Below are 19,153 nucleotides of genomic sequence, written 5' to 3'. Positions count from 1 at the left end.
GCTCTTGTTTTCACTGTTTTCGTTACCGAAGTAATTGTACAAGTAATGGTTTCCCCTTCGTCATTTGTATAATACCATGTTGTTCCGACCTTTACTGGATACACAAGATGAACGAAAGAATAGTCATATTCGAAGATACCGAATACTAATCCTGTTTCATCCTCTTTGTAATATTCGGTTAAAGATTCGTCCTCAGCATATGAATAAATACCTTTCCATATATACATTCCATTTTGGACATGACTGAACTCCTCAGTGCTTGACCCTTCATAAAAGATATAAGTGAAAATTTTTGTCGGGCTAGGCATATAGCTGTCATATCCGCTCGCAGAAGCTTTTTGAGTAAATGGAAGTGCTGAAAATAATAAAACAAAAACCATCAGCAAAGATAAAAATTGAATCATTATTTTATTTCTCATCTTTTTCCTCCAATAGTTTCTATTAAAATATACGCATCTTACCAATCTATTGAGGGGTTTGCTCTATTCTCTTCTCATTCTTTATTTAAATACTGAATAAGGAACTTTCACTTCCGGCATTCCCGCTGCATAAGGCGCCACTTCATATTCATAAAACTTAATGGCAATTCCATTCGGGATAAAATAGAATGGACGTTGATTGTTAATCTCTACATCAGACAACTCTTCTATAAAAATGGACTCTCCGCGATTTGCCCGGTTTGTTAAATCGGTAATCACATATTTTTTAATCTTATTCAAAGCCGGCTGGCTTTTCGCCACATCGCTTAAATACAAACGCTGACCCGTTAAGACGTTAAAATTATACGCGGTTAACGTAGACATGCCGTGCGCACCGCCGGTATACATATAATCGTAAATTAAAATGCTAAGCAGATTGTTCTCATTATATTTCACTTCATAGGACATGTCATATTCGTAATCCAACATAGATTCCGGAAAGTCCCCACTATATTGCTCACGGTGTTCTTGTTCCGTTCGTTCTAGTTCCACATAAGCGTTATAAGAGGCACGAACGTGCTTTGCAAGTGTTTCATTAATTTTATCTTGGGCAGATTTGCTGATTAATCCTGTCACTTGAGGGTAATCAAAAGTATCCTTATAGGTGCGTTTAATAATTTTTACTCCTAATGCCTGAAGCTTTTCTTTCGATGGAGTCTGATATTTGACCCGATTGTCCCGGTCAATAAAATATCCGCCGCCAAGGCCGAGTTTTCCCGGTAGAAACGTATAGATGCGGTACACCTCACCCGGATTTAATTTGCGAACGACCTTTTTTGTTGTTCCATTCAGCTTGTAGAGCTCTGTCGTCTTAATGATGGTAGCTTTGCCAATCTGTCCTTTCTTTAATTCCATTCCATCCCATAGTACTTTCGCTGAAGCTGCACTATGAAAAGAACTCCCGAACATAAATAAAAAACAAACAACTACAGCTGTAATCCACTTTTTCACGAATATTCCTCCCTACAAAAATGAAATAAACAGACGGTAATAGCACCATGAAAATTCTACCTTGTTTTTCATATAATTGTAAATATTTTTTATAAAAGTAAAAGATAGTGATAGTACCGTCACTAAAAAATCCTTATGTGAAAATATAAAAAAGCTCTTAATCCCCTTTAACAGATGGAATAAGAGCCTTTTCTATTTCATTATTATTTTTACCTTTATTTCCATGTTAGATTTCTATCTTTTAGACACAAGCCCTTTTCTATTCCGATCTAAGGTGTGTAAAAATTTTGCGTATAATACGGCTGTCCGGAGGAATTGAATGCCACTCCCACTCCTAAGCATTCATAACCCGGATATAACACATTTTGTCGGTGACCAAGCGAATTCATCCATGCTTCGTGAACAAAAATGGCGTTAAATTGTCCATAGGCGATGTTCTCGCCAGCCACGCGATAAGCAATGCCATCACGCGCCATGCGGTCGGATAGAGACAAGCCTTGTAAATTGGTATGGCTGAAATAGCGGTTTTTCGCCATATCTTCGCTATGTTTTCTTGCTGTGGCCGCAACTTTTCCATCCCACGATAAAAGCGGAAGATGATTTTTTGAACGAACGGCATTCACTAAATCAAAAATTTGATATTCATAAGCGGTGCGCAACTCCCCGCTTGCCGTTCCGTAAAACCCTTCCTTTCCTTCTTCCAGCTCTCTTTTCACAATTTGTACCGCTGTCACACGATTATTATTATGTTTGTCATAGAAAAATGTAATATAATTCCCATCAATGAGATACATATCGTATTCTTCATTTTTAATCATATATTGGACATTTCCTTTTTGAATATAGGCAAGCGGTGTACCGTATTTCGACCTAACTTCTTGCTTAGGAGCGCCAAGTGCTACTCCTGTTTTTGTGCTCACAATCGGCTGATTCGTATACATCGCGGCAATGCGCTCATTTTGGTAACTGATCATGATAAAATCTTTATAGTTTCCTCGGTCATACGCTTCCCAATATAATCCGTAATCGTTTCGTGTTTTCCGCTTTGCTTTTCCATAAATAGCTTCCACCTTTGACCTCGAATCGCCGATTGCTAAGCGATTCATGGAAACAGCGGCATTCGTTCGCTTTGCTTGTTGAATGCAGGCAACCATCGCTAATTTTGTTTTTGATGGCGTTTCATATTTTATATTTTCATCTCTTTTGACATAGTACCCTCCGCCTACACCTAAATAACCAGGTTTAAACGCATAAATGCGGTAAAAACTTCCTGGATATAATGTCCGAACTGCAACGGGCGTGCTGCCGTTAAACTTTACTAAACTCGTCTTCTTCACAACCGTTAACCGCCCGATTTGCCCCGGCTTTAGTTCCATTCCGTCCCACAAAACTTTTTCATTTCCTATATAGGATGCGCAATTTTCTGTCCCAGCTGCCTTAGAAAATGAAAATGGGGGAATGAAACTGCTGACGACTAACAACATAAGCACAAACCATGTCCGAATAATCCTCATCCATCCTGCTTCCTTTCTTAACTGTTTATTCTACTAATCTATTATGTTTAAAAATACCAACAATCTATAATTTATAATTATTTCATCCCATAACATTTCATTCGAGAGTATGAGAAAACTTACAGACATACACAACATATGTACACCTACAACTTATTATTCCTCTCTATCAAAATTTTACCTTTGTAAATACTTTTCGTTAAGAGATAACAAAAAACTATTTTTTTGCAACACGTTCTACATAAAAAATGGCCTCTATTCCCAACAGGAATAGAGACCACACAGATATAATTGTTTCGCTAATTAGCTTGAAGAGCTTCTCAAGAAACTCTGATGCATTTTTTTATTTTGACAGACACACTTAATTATAATATTTATTAATCTCTTCCAACTGTTTTAACTTTGTCTTCGATGGAGTTTCATATTTCACCGCTGCATCTTTCTTCACGTAATAGCCGCCGCCGACGCCATACATGCCGTTTTTATAACTATATACTCGAAGTTCTTCTCCTTTTTTCAGTTTGCGAACAGACGTTAGTTTTCCTTTGGCATCCATTTTCCATAGATAGGTATCTTTTAATACCGTCACTTTCCCAATCTGACCTTTAACTAATTTTACTTTTCCCCACCATACGCTCGGTTTTGGAGCGGTGACAGTTAATGTGTACTGGTCGTTGAATATATGCCAATCGTTGTCTTCTACTACAATATAGTATTCTCCTTTATTTAAGCCGATTTCCGTGTAATATCCGTCATAATCGGTGCTTGGATCCGTCGAGAATGATGTTAATTTGTTATTATCTTTATCATATATAGAGACATACTTGCTGTATCCTGTATTGCTTAACAGCACTTTTACTTTTGTAGGCTGCGGAAGCGTAATTTTATAGTAATCCTTGTCATATTCATTTTTAACGAATCCTTCAATCTCACTATTTAATTTTATAGGATCCGCTGTTCGTAAGCTATCGTTAAATTCTTTTTCATAATTGTCCCCTTCTTTGAAAGTAAGTTCAACTTGGTAGGGAGAATTGCTTATTCTCCAATCATTATCCTCTACTTTGATATAAAATTCCCCAGCTGGTAAGCCGACACTAGCAGTAAATGCCTCATAGGCACTTTTATTATCGGTATAAAAATACGCCAATTCTCCATGATTTTTTGTTAAAATGCTGATTTTTTTGTTCGTACCCTCATTTGGCATTGTAAACGTTAATTTTCCTGGCTTCGGCAAAATGATTTTATAATAATCATCATCAGAATCGCTCTCAATAACTCCTTCAATCACATTATTTACGTTAACCAAAGTAGCTTCAGCTAAGTTCTCGTTTGGTTCTTGTTCATATGTATTTCCCGGTTTAAAGGAAAGCGTAAACGAATATGGTTCATTTTTTACATAATAGTCATATGTTTTTACCTTAACAAAGTAATCGCCAGCGGCTAAACCAACACTATTTTCAACCATATCGTATGCGCTTGTTGGATTATTAACTAAATCAGCTTGAGTATTGCCGTTTTTGTCAATAATGCTAATTTCGATTCTACCCCCAGATTGCGATTTGTTAGGAAGCGAAAATGTCACGAGTCCCGGTTGATTCAAAGAAAACTTATAATAATCAACGTCACTATCATCTCTTAAAATACCTCTATACGTGTCATTTACCGTAATTGGTGTAGCATTCGCCATGTTGCCATTATCTTCTGTTTCGTACCCTTCACCGTGCGCAACAGAAGGCACAGCAAATATGGCACTAGAAAACAATAAGCTAGCTGTCATAACCCCCGAAATCCATTTCTTCATACCAATTTACCTCCATATACATTTATTTTCTATTTCAAATATTAATATAGTTATTTATTACCATCAAGTATTTTTATGAAGAAAGTTCTAATATACCCTTATTCTTCTATTTTATCATTCATCTAACAGTTCACATTAACTCCTTTTCTGAATAAGACTGTTCCTGTTATGCAACTTCGCCATTTAGCAAAAATTCCTGACAGAAGAAGAGAGTAGCTCCCGACCCAAAGGAGCCGCTCTGCTTTTTTTGCTTCTTTAATATCTTCAGCTATAAAACGCTTATTAGTTTGGATACAACGCTTTTACCTTATCTAACAATCGTTTTGGTGGTGTTTCATATTTGACATGCGAAGGAATTTTCGTGACGTAGTACCCGCCGCCTAGACCGTATTGACCTCCGTAGCGATGATCATACGTATATACACGATATTGCTCTCCTGGTTTTAACACCCTTACAAAGTGCAGCCGATTCGCCTTATCCCGCTTCCACAAGTTAATCGGCTTAAGAACGGTAATTTTCCCTATTTGCCCTTTTTTCAATTCCTCTTTTCCCCACATCACGATCATTTTCGGATTCGTCTTGATCGCAACTAATTCTACGTATTCCGGATCGCCGTAATCTAAAGACGGATTTTCCGATTTTATCAACCCGACATGTTTTGCATAGTAGCGATATCTTCCATCGCTTTCTTTTACTTCCACGACATTTTTAAATGTCCCCGCTTTTGTTTTCACTGTTTTGGTTAATGACGTGATCGTGCAAATGATTTTTTCCCCTTCGTCATTGATATAAGACCAAGTTGTTCCTACCTTGACCGGGTAAACGAGATGGGTAAAAGAATAACCGTAATCGAAATTCCCCGATACGAGCCCATGTTCATCTTCTCGATAATATTTGGTAAACGGGTCGTCTTCTTCACCATAGGAATAAATCCCTTTCCATATATAAAGACCGTCTTTCACATGGCTAAATTCCTGAGTACTAATTCCCTCGTAATAGGCATACGTCAAAATTTTTGTTGGGTCGGGCATGTAGCTATCATATCCGCTTGCAAATGCTTTTTCGGTAAACGGCATGGCCGTAAACAATACGGCGAAAGCAGCCAGCAAAGATAAAATACGGAAAGCAACAACTTTTTTCATTTCTTCTCCCTCCTTGATAACAACGTTATTCATAGGAAGAAAATCATATTCCTATTTCTTTACATAAAAAATGGCCTCTATTTCCAACAGGAAATAGAAGCCATAGAAACTTCCCAAAGTTATCAACCATGTCCTTTTAATAGTTTTTCCGTCCGTTGCTCCGAGAAGAATCGGAGTTCAATAATTCCAGGGCATGACAGGCACGCATCGCAAAATTCATCTCTTTGTAAAAATAAAATGAAATCCTCGTGTGATGACAGATTCTGTACCTTTGTATTAAAATATGCTTATGCCTATATTGATACATATGGGGGATTTATTTATGGTGTATAAAAGCAATCCGCTAAAAGAAATTTTTCATCCAAAAGTCGCGTTTGCCCAGCTTAGAGAAGCAGAACGGGTGAAAAATGTCACAATCGTCGTCCTTCTTCTATTATTTTTCAATGTTGTTCTTTCATTGCTGCGGGCTTATTTTGGGATTGGCACGGAAGAACTGACAAAGCATCTCGACCGATACACAGGCGAGCAATTTGCTTTCTTGCAGCTTTTATTCGCGTTCGGCCATGCTTTGGGCGGTCTATGCGTTCCACTATTATTTTTGTTCATTTCCTCTATCATTTTTTATTTGCTTTTTGATATCGACTTTGTGAAACTATTAACGATTCAACTGCCGATTTTGCTCATTTTCTTACTCGAAGATCTCGTTCTCTTTCCATTCCAGCTATTTTTCGGCGTAAAGAATCTCTTTTCCCCATTTTCCCTTGGTGTGTGGGGGCCTTACATAACGAAACATGCCTTTATATGGGCGCTGTTGCGAACCGTTTCTGTCTTTTCCATCTGGGCAATATCGATACAAATCATTGCTCTTCGCTCCTTGACGGAAAAATCGGTTCAACGTATCACGATGATCGTCATCGCTGTCTACCTCTTTTTTGGCTTTATTATCAGCAATATATACAAAATTTCCATTTAGCGGATCGCAATGAAAGGTAGGAATGCCGATGAAACGATGGAAACGATATATATTCATCGTTATAGCGTTGTGTATATGCGTAAACCTTTACATCTTGTTTCATGAACATAGCAAAATTCCAAAATCGGTCTATGTGAACGAACGGACAAAACCAGAAAAAACAAATATCAAAGAAACCGTTCATACTACCGGCATGACCGTGCCAACAGAGCGAAAATTCGTTTACTATAACCCGCAGCTCGGCACCATCGATGAAATTCTTGTCACAAAGGGGCAAGAAGTACAAGTCGGCACACCGCTTATACGCTACGCGGATGAGGAAGTCGACCGGGAGATTCAGCGAATCGCGCGAAAAAAAGAACAATTAAACGCGCAAATCGAGCAGCTTTCTAAAGATATCGATTATTATACGACCATGTCCTCTTCTGCCAAAGAAGATAGTATAGAGAAGATACATTGGGAGGAAAAAGTAAGAGAAGCGGAGCGGGAAAAAACGCTGCTCGAATGGAAAATGAAGGAATACGAGGAGCAACAAAATGAACTAACGGAGAAAAAAGACGAACTGATCGTGGAAAGCAACACGGCTGGCGTGGTGGAAGAAATCAGCTACAACCAGTCCAAACCGCTGATCACCATCGCTTCCCCTTCCGCTGTCGTTCAAGGAAAAGCGAAAGAAGAAACACTCGGAAAACTCGCCGTCGGACAGACAGCGACTGTCCACGTTCCGAATAAAAATGAGTCATTCACTGGCACGATTGCCGATATCGGCAAATTTCCAATCAAAGAAGCGAGCTTTCAAGAAAAAAGCGAATATCCGTTTACCGTGCAACTCAACGAACAACCGAAACAACTTCCTTTCGGGTATCACGTAAACATCACGGTAGTTACACAAGAAAAGAACGGGGCGATTACTGTGCCTGCCGAAGCGGTGTGGCATGAAAAAACGAAATCGTTTGTCTATGTCATTCATCACGGCAAACTCGAAAAACGGCACGTAACACCAGGAATCGCACATGGAAAGAAACAAGAAATCAAGCAAGGTCTGCGCCAAAACGAATATATTGTGTCCCATCCAACGAACCAGATGAAACACAGAATGGACGTCATCGTTCCACTTGAGGTGGAAAAACCAAGAAAAGAAACGATACAGAAATTATCCAAATGGGACATCGCCAAACACTTCCTCGATGGATTTTTCCGTTCCTTCTATTAATAAAGGTTTTCTAAAGAAAAAACTGGTCTTTCCTTAAATGCATACAGGAAAGACCAGTTTTTTCTTTCTTCACAGTAAGAATCATTACGAGAAAAAGCCCTGCAGAAACTTTTCTCCACAGAGCTTTTCGATATATTTTGATAAACCTCGAGCGATGGCAGTGTGACGCACCCTTATAATAATGGACTCGATGCTATCTCGACATTTCTTAAGATCATTCTTGCTCGCCGTTCAAATTGAAAATTTCGTTATGCGTTTTGCAACGCGTTCTTTTATTAAACCAACATCCTTCTTACGGAGTATAATTCGACCAGATAACCGTATTCGACGCCACATCCACGACCCGGCTATGGTCCCATAACTTCGCGTAGTTCACCGCTTCTGTATAATTTTTGAAGGTTTTCAGCTTTTTATCGTACTGGTACACTTCATAACGGTCGTAGTTCGACCAGATATCTGCGCCTGAAGCTACATCCACCACTCGGCTGTGGTCCCATAGCTTCGCATATCCCACCGCTACGTTATAATCCTTAAATGTTTTGAGTTTGTTATTGTATTGGTACACTTCGTAACGGTCGTAGTTCGACCAGACATCCGCATTCGATGCCACATCCACAACCCGGCTGTGATCCCATAGCTTCGCATATCCTACCGCTGCGTTATAATCCTTAAATGTTTTGAGTTTGTTATTGTATTGGTACACTTCGTAACGGTCGTAGTTCGACCAGACGTCTGAATTCGAAGCGACATCGACAACACGGCTGTGATCCCACAATTTCGCATACGCGACCGCTTCATTGTAGTTCTTGAAGGTTTTGAGTTTTTTACTGTATTGGTACACTTCGTATCGGTCGTAATTTGACCATACGTCTGCATTCAAAGCAACATCGACGACACGGCTGTGATCCCACAATTTCGCATACGCGACCGCTTCATTGTAGTTCTTGAAGGTTTTGAGTTTTTTACTGTATTGGTACACTTCGTATCGGTCGTAATTTGACCATACGTCTGCATTCAAAGCAACATCGACGACACGGCTGTGATCCCACAATTTCGCATACGCGACCGCTTCGTTGTAGTTTTTGAAGCTTTTGAGTTTTTTGCTGTACTGGTACACTTCGTAACGGTCGTAGTTCGACCAGACGTCTGAATTCGAAGCGACATCGACGACTCGGCTGTGATCCCACAATTTCGCATACGCAATGGCTTCATTGTAGTTTTTGAAGCTTTTGAGTTTTTTGCTGTATTGGTACACTTCATAACGATTGTAGTTCGACGGCGCATCTGAATCTGGATATTGAGTTTTGTACATATCAACCCAAGGAATTAAAAGACGTGTAATAGTTACTGGAATAATAACCCCGTGACCTTTGTCCGCCTTTTTAATAGCTGGTGCTTCAAATTTGAAAGCTAATCCAGCCATTTTTGAAGCTATTTTATATGGACCCGGTATTTTTAGTTTACTTAAGATTTTGCCTATAGTTTTATAACCGTATACTAAAGCTTGTGTATCAGCGTGATTTAAATAGATATCGTAATGGTATCCTTTCCAATCTTCGCCTTTGTAAATAACTTTAGTTACACCTTGATTGGTTGTCGCTGCTTCAGTAGAAGTTTGATTGGTCACGAAAGTAAAAGAAAAAAGAAATGCAAAAACCAATAAAAGTTTCACAACAAGAGATAATCTTTTTCTCATTAGTTATCCCCCTTTATTGGATAATAGAACTAAATCGATAAGATATTCATCAATAGGGTATTGGGGAATTGGAGCACATTATTCCTCCTAATTAGCAGATGCTGGAACAGCCGTAGCCCATGAAGTGACGTACTCTGGCGGATTTTCTTCTTTTATTACTACCGTATTCTCGTCACTAAAATCATAGGATTCTGACACATCATCTACTAACCAGCTTTTAGCATTGCTATCGTATACCAACTTCAGCTCATTGTCATGCTCGCCCTCCTCTAGTTCCGGAGTTTCTCCCTCGTAAAACGTATCCTCTAAATAGGATGAACGAATATCCACGTACAGCACCCAGTTTCCGTCTTCTTCTTCAAGATGAAAAGAATCTAAATCAAATGCTGTTGCTAAATATTTTACTTTATAAAAATTGCCTTCTTCTTTATCCATATCAATGCTCTCCTGAAGCATTTCCTTGTAGTTCTGTGTTGCTGTTGTTAATTTATTTACATCTCCAGACGTATAGGCCGTCAACATCTCCTTAATATGTTTCACAATAAGTTCCATAATACCTTTTTGGAAATTTTCATCACTTGCCAAATCTACCTCTACATAGTCGCTATCAATTGGAATTTCCTTTGTTTTTACTTTTCCCCATGGCAATTGGGCCTCAACAGATAAATTCATAGACCCATCCGTCAAAATCGGTCCAAAAGATGACTCCTTAAACGGATTAACGCCTGTGTCTTTTCCATTAATCAATAATCTTGCTGCTATATCCTGTCCTTCTTCCAATCTAAAGTCCACCGTCACTTCTTGTCCGTCTAAATCAAGATTTACATCGGTCTTGTTCCCAACCCCGACTAGGGAAACTTCTTCCCTTTCCTGCAAATCGATAAAATCTGTCTTTAATTCCGCTTTGAGAGTATATATCCCTGGCAAATAAGGGCCAAATGTTTTTTCATAATTAGGTCGATCCGCCTTTCCAATTTCTTTACCGTCCATATATAGCTTTGTATCTTTATAGTTTGTTGAAATAGTTACATATACAGGATTGATGTTTAATTCATACTTATCATAAAAGAGGAATTTTCCGTCTTTCTCAAGATTAACCAATCCCTCTATGTAACCATCATCTTCATATCCTTTTGCTGTTATTCCTTGATTTTCGGACTCATCTATTATTTTTGATTGCGCTTTTAACGTTTCAATAATCTCGCTCACTTCTTCAGGATGTTTATCTAAATATTTCATAAATCCCTTTATGGATTTCTTGTTAATTTTCAATTTTGGATCGTTAGAGGTTAAAAGCTCAGCCACAGCCTCGTCGTCTTTTTTTACCAGCGCTGTTTCAAATCGTTTGATTAATCGTTCTTTAGATGTTAATGCTTCTCCAGTTTTATAGGCAGCAAGCAAAATGACTAAAGCGATTCCCGCTATAGCAAACATTCTCTTTTTTTGCTTTGACATGGGAGCTCGAGGGGCTGATTGGTTTACTGGATTTAAGGATACATCCTGCTTTCCCTCGTCAACAGGCGCCCCGCATTCCTTGCAAAAGCGCGCCTTCTCGGAAAGAGTACTGCCACATTGTCTACAAATCAACATGCTGATTTCCTCCCGTTATCATTTTTAGCAAGCATAGTACAGTTTTTCCCACGATTGATACTGATTGCCTAAACAAGACCGATATCCCTTCGCCAGCATCAAATTAAAAGAAGAAGAAGGAGGAAATATACTCTTGAATCATATGCATCACCACTGCAAATAACGCTTTTGCCATCATTCCTAAAACGATAAAAGTCGCCACATACGTTAGCACTGTACCGTATACAGCGTCTAACCCCTCATGAATTCCATCTTTAAAGCTTCCAATGACAAAAGCGGGAACTGTAAAAATAGAAGCGATAAAACCGAGAAATAACAATAATAAAAATAATTTCATCTGCAATAATGCCATCACAAGCGCTAAAGCAAATAGTCCGACGAATGGAATAAGAAAAGTTCCAAATCTAGCAATAACATCTTGGTAGCTTACCTGAACTTTCCCAAACTTAACAGCCAAAAACGTGAAAGTCGCTATAAGCATAATAAAAACGAAGTAAGCAAAGAATGGTTTTACCACAATATTCAGAAACGGGCTCCCAATATATCCTGTATAGTCTTTAAGGCCAAAGAAAATCATTAAAGGGATAAACAATGTGTAAAGAACAATAGTAATGAGCCCGTTCACAAATTGTTCTTTTCCAACACGGCGCGACTGCGAAAATGGTTTCCTTAAAACGGTTGTAAAATACCCCCAGTACATTTTTGATATCTTTTTAGCATTGTCCAAATGTACAGAAGACGCAGCAGATATCGATGCGGTGGAAGACTGTGCATCGCCAGCCCGCTCCGTTGCAGCGGCGATCTCTGACGTTATTGATAATTTCGTCCCGCAGTTTTCACAAAAATTCCCCCCATCATTGACGTGACTGCAAGATGGACAGATCATCACACATTCTCCTCCTCTTGAAATTTCTTCCTATAGAGTTTGTTTTAGGTTAATAAGGAATTTATAACATTAAAATACAGTAAATATTATATATAACGTTTTATAAATTTTGAATCTAAAATTTAGGATTTTTTGTCTAGTTTTAAGTGGTGGGGGATAGGAAAAAAGAATGAACCATGACCAGTGTACAGATGAATTGATGCAACTAATGAAGCAAGTGTATGTATGCGCCTGCTTGGACGAAGTTATACAGCAGCTAAAATTCACGACCTTTCCTCTATATTCAACCGAGGAAAGGCCGTTTCGTTTTTTCCTGACAACAGAAGAAAAGGAGCAGAAGCAAAGTAAATGCAAAAGCAACGAATCGTTCTCGTCCTCCTCTATGGCAACAAATTTGAAAAAGGAATCAACGCCGCCAAACCGTTGCCAAAGGAAACCGCAACAAAAACAATCGCTGCACCGTCAAAGACGGTTGCAGCCATTTACCTGCGCCAACCGGAAGTAGGAGAACATATATATTGGCGAGTTCATCATTCCGAAGCTGAACGCCAGTCTTCCGATTTACCACGGCACCAATGAAGAAGAGCTGGAAAAGGGAGTCGGACATTACGCCGGAAGCGTTCTGCCGGGAGAGCCGGATAACTGCGTACTTGCAGGACACCGTGACACCGTGTTTCGCAAACTTGGCGAAGTGGGAAAAGGAGATTGGCTGGTGATCAAATCGGTCGCTGGCGAGTTTACTTTACAAAGTCCGCAAAGTGCGAATTGTAGACGCCGATGACAGAACCGTCATCGTGCCAAAGCCAAAAGCCACATTAAACGTATCTACTTGTTATCCGTTCGGCTACATCGGCTCGGCACCGAAGCGGTATGTCCTTGTCGCTAACTTAGTGAAGACAAGGGATTGATGCCTGCCTATGCCTTCCCTCCCTATGCATTGGAGTTTCGTTTCAGTCACAAATCCTTTCTAAGCCAAAAGAGGCTGACTCAAAAGCTCGCTAAATCGACCTTTTGAAGTCATCCTCTTCTTTACTTGGGCGGTGACAGGCACCCTTCCAATAGTATCCAGATCCATGACACATCAGTGATTCCACCAACCACAACAACCGGTAGATGGGACGTAACTCGTCTATGATGGCGAACCGATTTACTTTTGGGACTTCCCCTTCCCGTGCAGATTTGGATACCGCTTTTTTAACTATTCGACCTGTGCTTTCAGATCATCTCTCTCTTCCTCCATACTCCGAAAAGTCATATGAGGACGACCGATAAATGAGTTGTCCTGTGCACGCATACCGCGTTGATCAAAAAGAGATTCACCATTCGATATTTCTTCTCCCACATTGTCACTTGAGTGGAACTAGGAATCCCCCGACTGTTCTGCAACGGCTCGACAGCTCATCCCTCATTCTTATATAATGAATGGCTTTGTAACTTAAATTCCTTTGTATACAATTGAAACGTTTGTCCTTTTTTCGCAATGAAAAATCCCCTCCAAGTATAGTGTAAGAACCCACATCTGAAATGTGGACTTTTTACACTGTCTACTTAAAGGGGATGAATAATATCTTTATGCGTTTTGCAACACCTTATTATTATTTAATTCTTTTAAAGCTAGGATATTTGCAACTGTATTTTTATAACCTATTTTGATGTATTCTTCAGTTATTCTTAACGCTTCTTCTTCAGTAATAAGCTGTTGATCTTGATTGCGGAAAAATCTATATTGCAAATATTTAATCTCATTAGCCCCCTAATGAATTTGGACACTCGATAAGGTGTTTTTTATAATCGAAGTGACCAAATGAAGAGGGCTTTTGATGTACATGAAACGAAGAAAACATTCGAAGGAATTTAAGCTACAAGTGGTGAAAGAAGCATTAGAAGTTGGAAATAAAGCATTGGCAGCTAGAAGATACGAGCTTAGCCCGAATCTTGTGCAAAGATGGGTGAAGGCATATGAAGAAGGAAAACTAGGGCAAGAAATGGTTTCCTCTCCCTTTTCAGCTGAAATCAAACGGCTGGAGGAAGAAAACGAGCAGCTCAAGAAGCTATTAAGGGAAAAAATTTAGAAATCGCGATTTTGCGTGATTTGATAAAAAAGAAGAACCCTCACTTACTGAAAAATTGGAAGTAACCAAGCAGTGGATCAAGAAAGGATATCCGATTACAAAAGTATTGGAGATTCTAGAAATCAATCGCTAAACCTACTATTATCAACAAAACGGAAAGTCGAGAAGAAAACAGTAGGTGGGGGACGTCCAACACCCGGCTGCTCTCTAAAGGCAACTGGCGAAAAAGTGTCAGACGAATAAATCCAAGAATGGCTCTCTGAGCTTGTGATGGGAGAAGGATTTGCCTACGGATATCGCAAGCTGACCATTCAGTTAAGAAGAGACCATCAGCTTGTGATCAGTAAGAAAAAAGTATATCGATTGTGTAAAGCGATGGATTTACTACGTCCGCAGCGAGAGAAACGGATTCCATATCCGAAGAAACTCGCTCGAAATCGCATTATTACAGGCTCGAATCAGTTATGGGAAATGGATGTGAAATATGGATATATCGAAGGAGAAGAACGCTTTTTCCTTGTTTTGTCGCTCATCGATGTGTATGACTGTTCGGTGATTGATTACCATATTGGGTTGAGTTGTTCAGGAAGCGATGCCGTAAAGACGCTTCAAAGAGCGTTATTCAAGCGTCAGCAATTTGAACAGGCAAATAAACCTGTGATTCGGACAGACAACGGCCCGCAATTTATTTCTCATGCCTTTGAAGCTGCCTGTGAGCGATCTGGAATCGAACATGAACGGATTCCACCACGGACGCCGAATAGGAATGCGCATATGGAAGCGTTTCATCGTTTACTGGAGGAGGAATGTCTAGGAAGAATGGCGTTTGACAGCTATGAAGAAGCTTATCAAGCCGTGATGGAGTACATGAAATTTTATAACGAGCGAAGGATTCATTCGAGTATTCTCGATCTTCCACCGCATGAATTTTACAAAAAAGCGCAAACGGAATCGTTAATCATCAAAGAAGTTCGCGTATAAGGCAAGAGGATTTTGTCTTCTTGCCAAGAAAAAACGAGAAATTTTGAGAATAACCTAAAATAAGATAGGATGTGTCCAAATGTAGGGGGTCAATCCGAATTTATACTTTCTACTTAACCTTATTAACACTCACTGGCGTGTATTTCCGATCTTTATGTTTAATGTAAACGGAACTAATCCAAAGTCTCAAAGTTATTTTGACCGCAAAGAGAACATCTGTCAGCCACTCTCACCCTTCCTATGATAAAAGCAATAATTATACGGTTCTATCACTATTTTTTAAAATAAATGGATGAATATTTTTAGCATCAACTCATTTGAGCATCGTACAAACTATGAAATACCCCACCTCCTTAATTAACAAAAATACCAGATAATTACACATTATGTATAGTAATAATTATACTATGCCAGTAGGTAGTAGTTGAGTCGTCTGAATATTATATGTCTATTAAAGGAATAATAATTATAGGTCCGTCATTCCTAAAAAAGAAAAATCCTTGCTAATTATTATGCTAATTACCACACATCCTTTAATACAAGATAAGGATTTTTCTGCATTTGCAAACTAAATGATCACATTGAGATTGGTGAGGATCCGTGAAACGGAAGCATCGTTATTATTTCTATAGCCAATCTAATGCTTCATTTTCAATGAGTACGGTTCAAAGCAAAACGAGTCAACGGTAAATATTGGTGAAGAAGGTTCACTAGCTGAAGATTTTATCGATGGTGAAAACAGCTAGGTACTTTAAAGTTCGAGAATCGCAGAGCTTATATCTCGTTTAATTATTACGGATAACACCGGATGATATGAAGATAAAATGTTCACAACTTGATTCAATAGGATCATTCGACAAAACCAGTGATGGATGAAAAGGCAGACCAATGATCTATTTCCTTGTCAGGGAATGAAAGATGATTACACCTTCATTCCCTGACAAGACCAGCAAGCGAAGTGCGGTAGAAAAAATCTCTATTTTCTTGACATAATACCAATTCCCTATTTGTTACAATTGTTGTATTATTTTATTGTAAAATATTACTCAATTAGGGGGTATTTATATGTTTAGGGGGATTAAACCAATAATTTGCGCCCTTGTGTTGGCATTAGGTTTTAGTTTCTTGCCTTCAGTAAGTAACAAGGCAGAGGCAGTAGTTTACTGGGATGGTGTAGAGCTAAAGCCGGGGCAAATTGGTAGATTAACCGTTTTAAAACAAACGCCACTTTATAAGCTAGTGGGAAACAAGAAGGTATTTGTTCGAAATCTAAAGCCGGGGCAAACATTCCGCATTTACACATTTAAGCCGGGCATGTTAGGTTTAGGAGGTGGATACTACATAAATCGTGACGGTCGTGTAAAATATGAAACTCCTTCTAAAGCAAAGTTGGAACAGGTAGTATTAGATCAATACGCTAAAAAATTAAGTTCTATTCAAATCATAAATGGTAATGAGAAGATTTCATTAGGCAAATGGACCATTAGAGAAGTAGACGGAGAGCTGTATATAGAGGCTAATAATATTCCTCAAAAAAGTTTAAAACGTATATTTGCTATGTATGACACTAAGAACATAAAGCGTGACACTAGGTACATAAAGCCTTTAGAAATTTGGGCAGAGAAAGTGTTAAATGAAATAGAGGAGTTAACCAAAATTGTAAACAAACCTTGGTTTATTGAAGTTGGAAATAACTGTGTGGCAGAATATCCTAAAACATTACCAACTGACTTGATAGTGGGTTACTCGGGTTCGTGTGGATATTCCATTCCGGTATTGACAGGATCAAGTGAGGAAGCCTCCTTGCTGCTACTCCTAACTGAGGAGGTTGTTATAAATCCTGACGCTTTTGATTAATAAATCCTCAAAAGGGAGTTAAGAATCTTTTATATAAGTGACCATCTAAGTGATGGTCGCTTTTTATTTATCAACAAGGTGTGATCCAGGTTTAGGTTGTTAAAGCCAATGATAAAATGGTTCTTACGTTCTTTTCCGGGAACTTCTTCAAAACCTATTCTTTGTCTGTATTGAGGGGATGAAACTTTGCCTAAAATGGCTGCAACAAACATAAAAAAGAGCACCCGACATCGGTGCTCATTACAACAAGTTGAGTAACGCTTTTTTATTTTGCTGCATTTGCTCGTATAACGTTTTTACTTTTGCTTTTAATTTTTGGATCTCTTGATTGTTCGCGCCGACTTTCTTTTCTAACGCGCGAATTTCGTTTGTCACCGCTTTTAATTGATTGGAAAGCGAAAGCAGCTTGCCAATTAACTCATCGATTTGTTCTTGTTTTGCTTCTTCTCTATCGTCCTGATCTTCTGCAGGCTGCTCTACAGAAGTCGTTGTTTGATTATCTGTAGAAACTTGAGTGTCCGAAACGGATGTAGAAGATGCGGAATCCGTTGCCTTAGCGCCTGTTTGTTCGGTTGTAGCTGGCTCACTTGTCTGCGTTTGATCTGTCGGCGCTGTCGTATTCGTTTCCGCTGGCGCTGCCGTTTCGTTCGTTGGCTGGCTGAGCGCTTGAATGTCGGCCGTCACCTTATTCATTCGCTCTTCGATTTTGCTCACTTGTTTATTCAATTGAGCCAATTTCAATCGTTATCTTGACTGTTATTTCCATCATCAATGAGGATATCCTCACTGTTAGGAGCTTTGATGTAGATGCTATCACCTTGTCCAACATCGATGAAATGGACAGTTAATAATTGCAGATTTTGTTTTTTGTGTAGACATAAAACACAGTCAGACGATGATCTTCAATTTTTTCGAGTGAATGATAGCCAATTAAAATAAACCGCTTTATTATAGCAATTTACATATTAGGAATATATTTCATTTGTTACAATTATTGTATTATTTTATTGCGTTTGATACAATTATCTCATTATTTTATGTAAAATATTACTTTTATAGGAGGTAATTTAAGTGATTAGTAGGATTAAACCAATTATTTACGCTTTTGCGCTGACACTAGGTGTTGGTCTCTTATCTCCATTAGTTGACAAGGCAGAGGCAGTAGTTTATTGGGATGGTGTAGAGTTAAAACCAGGGCAAATTGGTAGGCTAACAGTTTTAAAACAAACGCCACTTTATAAGCTAGAGGGAAGTAAGAAAGTATTCGTCCGAAATCTAAATCCAGGGCAAAAGTTCCGTATATATGCTTTCAAACCTGGGATGCTAAGTATGGGCGGCGGATATTATGTAGACCGCGATAATCGAGTAAAATATGAGACCCCTTCGAAAGTAAAGTTGAATCAGGTAAAACAAGAGCAGCTTATGGATGGAATCCATTTAGGAATGAACGTTAGCCAAGTTAAAACTGTTGCAGGTAAAACAGGCACATTGATTACTCAAGCTAGTGATTATGGCGTAACAATATTAGGATATAAAACTCGGAAATTTAACTCCACTGTGGGCGCATTTTATTACTTCGAAAATAATATATTAACAGCAGTATGGTATGATTTTGTTGGACCTGAAGAGGAATACTTAACTCCAGATCAAATGAAAACTCTATTCTACACATTATTAGATAAAGTTGAACCTAAAATTGGGCAAGCTGGATATATTGATGAGTATAATTATGATGATGATGGTTACTATGGATATAGTACAGTTTGGAAAAAAGCAAATATGAATATAATATTATATGTTGATGATGAAGATGGATATACAGCAGCTGGACTTGTTTTTGAACCTATAGAAGAATAATTTTTAATGTAATGCGTTTTGCAATACGTTCCTTATTAAAAATCCCAACAGCAACAACAAGTGTACTAAGCAATTAACTGTGAAAAAAGTCGATTGGAGTTCTTTGGAAATAAAGCCCTTCTCATCGAGAGGGGCTTTTT

Annotated in this window: 15 protein-coding genes and 3 pseudogenes; 7 read left to right on the top strand and 11 right to left on the bottom strand. The window is 38.7% G+C overall.

From position 1 onward, the window contains the following. Positions 1–500: 500 nt before the first annotated feature. The 4 genes from QSJ37_RS10690 to QSJ37_RS18095 all read right to left on the bottom strand — a co-directional run bounded on the left by QSJ37_RS10690 (position 501) and on the right by QSJ37_RS18095 (position 5,888). Positions 501–1,430 (bottom strand): DUF3298 and DUF4163 domain-containing protein, encoded by a 930-nt coding sequence (locus tag QSJ37_RS10690; protein ID WP_285755139.1) that lies wholly within the window; start codon positions 1,428–1,430, stop codon positions 501–503. A 269-nt stretch (positions 1,431–1,699) separates the two neighbouring features. Next, on the bottom strand, positions 1,700–2,944 hold the full coding sequence (locus tag QSJ37_RS10685) for a CAP domain-containing protein (protein ID WP_285755137.1): 1,245 nt from the start codon (positions 2,942–2,944) through the stop codon (positions 1,700–1,702). A 361-nt stretch (positions 2,945–3,305) separates the two neighbouring features. Next, positions 3,306–4,745 carry a hypothetical protein gene (locus QSJ37_RS10680; RefSeq protein WP_285755135.1) on the bottom strand — a complete coding sequence of 480 codons (1,440 nt, stop codon included), beginning with the start codon at positions 4,743–4,745 and terminating at the stop codon, positions 3,306–3,308. A 282-nt stretch (positions 4,746–5,027) separates the two neighbouring features. After that, positions 5,028–5,888, bottom strand: coding sequence for an alpha-amylase (locus QSJ37_RS18095; RefSeq protein ID WP_483313599.1), 861 nt, complete (start codon positions 5,886–5,888; stop codon positions 5,028–5,030). A gap of 322 nt (positions 5,889–6,210) precedes the next feature. Between QSJ37_RS18095 and QSJ37_RS10670 the strand changes: the two genes are divergently transcribed. Both QSJ37_RS10670 and QSJ37_RS10665 read left to right on the top strand, forming a co-directional pair. Beyond that, on the top strand, positions 6,211–6,861 hold the full coding sequence (locus QSJ37_RS10670; protein WP_285755133.1) for a hypothetical protein: 651 nt from the start codon (positions 6,211–6,213) through the stop codon (positions 6,859–6,861). 28 nt (positions 6,862–6,889) lie between these two features. After that, positions 6,890–8,074 carry an efflux RND transporter periplasmic adaptor subunit gene (locus QSJ37_RS10665; protein ID WP_285755132.1) on the top strand — a complete coding sequence of 395 codons (1,185 nt, stop codon included), beginning with the start codon at positions 6,890–6,892 and terminating at the stop codon, positions 8,072–8,074. A gap of 292 nt (positions 8,075–8,366) precedes the next feature. On the opposite strand, the gene QSJ37_RS10660 is transcribed toward QSJ37_RS10665, so the two are convergent. From QSJ37_RS10660 to QSJ37_RS10650, 4 genes and pseudogenes are all read right to left on the bottom strand, one after another. Continuing rightward, positions 8,367–9,770, bottom strand: a complete 1,404-nt coding sequence (locus tag QSJ37_RS10660) for a ligand-binding sensor domain-containing protein (RefSeq protein WP_285755131.1) — start codon at positions 9,768–9,770, stop codon at positions 8,367–8,369. Between the two features lie 87 nt (positions 9,771–9,857). Next, positions 9,858–11,225, bottom strand: coding sequence for a zinc ribbon domain-containing protein (locus QSJ37_RS10655; RefSeq protein ID WP_285755130.1), 1,368 nt, complete (start codon positions 11,223–11,225; stop codon positions 9,858–9,860). 66 nt (positions 11,226–11,291) lie between these two features. Further along, a pseudogene (locus QSJ37_RS17960) lies at positions 11,292–11,360 on the bottom strand (zinc-ribbon domain-containing protein); the annotation flags it as partial. 103 nt (positions 11,361–11,463) lie between these two features. Next, on the bottom strand, positions 11,464–12,249 hold the full coding sequence (locus QSJ37_RS10650) for a zinc ribbon domain-containing protein (RefSeq protein WP_285755129.1): 786 nt from the start codon (positions 12,247–12,249) through the stop codon (positions 11,464–11,466). A 345-nt stretch (positions 12,250–12,594) separates the two neighbouring features. On the opposite strand from QSJ37_RS10650, the pseudogene QSJ37_RS10645 reads away from it, so the two are divergent. Continuing rightward, positions 12,595–13,154: pseudogene (locus tag QSJ37_RS10645) on the top strand (class D sortase). Between the two features lie 662 nt (positions 13,155–13,816). Here the strand turns inward: QSJ37_RS10645 and QSJ37_RS10640 are convergent. Next, complete coding sequence (locus tag QSJ37_RS10640) at positions 13,817–13,978, bottom strand: hypothetical protein (RefSeq protein WP_285755128.1); 162 nt, start codon at positions 13,976–13,978, stop codon at positions 13,817–13,819. An 88-nt stretch (positions 13,979–14,066) separates the two neighbouring features. On the opposite strand from QSJ37_RS10640, the gene QSJ37_RS10635 reads away from it, so the two are divergent. The 3 genes from QSJ37_RS10635 to QSJ37_RS10625 all read left to right on the top strand — a co-directional run bounded on the left by QSJ37_RS10635 (position 14,067) and on the right by QSJ37_RS10625 (position 17,156). Continuing rightward, complete coding sequence (locus tag QSJ37_RS10635) at positions 14,067–14,318, top strand: transposase (protein ID WP_285755127.1); 252 nt, start codon at positions 14,067–14,069, stop codon at positions 14,316–14,318. 270 nt (positions 14,319–14,588) lie between these two features. Then, positions 14,589–15,299 (top strand): IS3 family transposase, encoded by a 711-nt coding sequence (locus QSJ37_RS10630; protein ID WP_285755126.1) that lies wholly within the window; start codon positions 14,589–14,591, stop codon positions 15,297–15,299. Positions 15,300–16,364: 1,065 nt separating this feature from the next. Beyond that, positions 16,365–17,156 (top strand): hypothetical protein, encoded by a 792-nt coding sequence (locus QSJ37_RS10625; protein ID WP_285755125.1) that lies wholly within the window; start codon positions 16,365–16,367, stop codon positions 17,154–17,156. A 240-nt stretch (positions 17,157–17,396) separates the two neighbouring features. On the opposite strand, the gene QSJ37_RS10620 is transcribed toward QSJ37_RS10625, so the two are convergent. Together QSJ37_RS10620 and QSJ37_RS18090 are read right to left on the bottom strand one after the other, a co-directional pair. Continuing rightward, positions 17,397–17,891, bottom strand: coding sequence for a hypothetical protein (locus QSJ37_RS10620; RefSeq protein ID WP_483313598.1), 495 nt, complete (start codon positions 17,889–17,891; stop codon positions 17,397–17,399). 14 nt (positions 17,892–17,905) lie between these two features. Continuing rightward, a pseudogene (locus QSJ37_RS18090) lies at positions 17,906–18,004 on the bottom strand (MBL fold metallo-hydrolase); the annotation flags it as partial. A gap of 223 nt (positions 18,005–18,227) precedes the next feature. On the opposite strand from QSJ37_RS18090, the gene QSJ37_RS10615 reads away from it, so the two are divergent. Next, a complete protein-coding gene (locus QSJ37_RS10615) occupies positions 18,228–19,013 on the top strand; it encodes a hypothetical protein (protein WP_285755124.1) in 786 nt (261 codons plus the stop codon). The last annotated feature ends 140 nt before the right edge of the window (positions 19,014–19,153 follow it).

The organism is Parageobacillus sp. G301 (assembly GCF_030268025.1).
In the GTDB taxonomy this organism is placed as follows: domain Bacteria; phylum Bacillota; class Bacilli; order Bacillales; family Anoxybacillaceae; genus Parageobacillus_B; species Parageobacillus_B toebii.
This window is presented reverse-complemented; position numbering and strand designations above follow the sequence as displayed.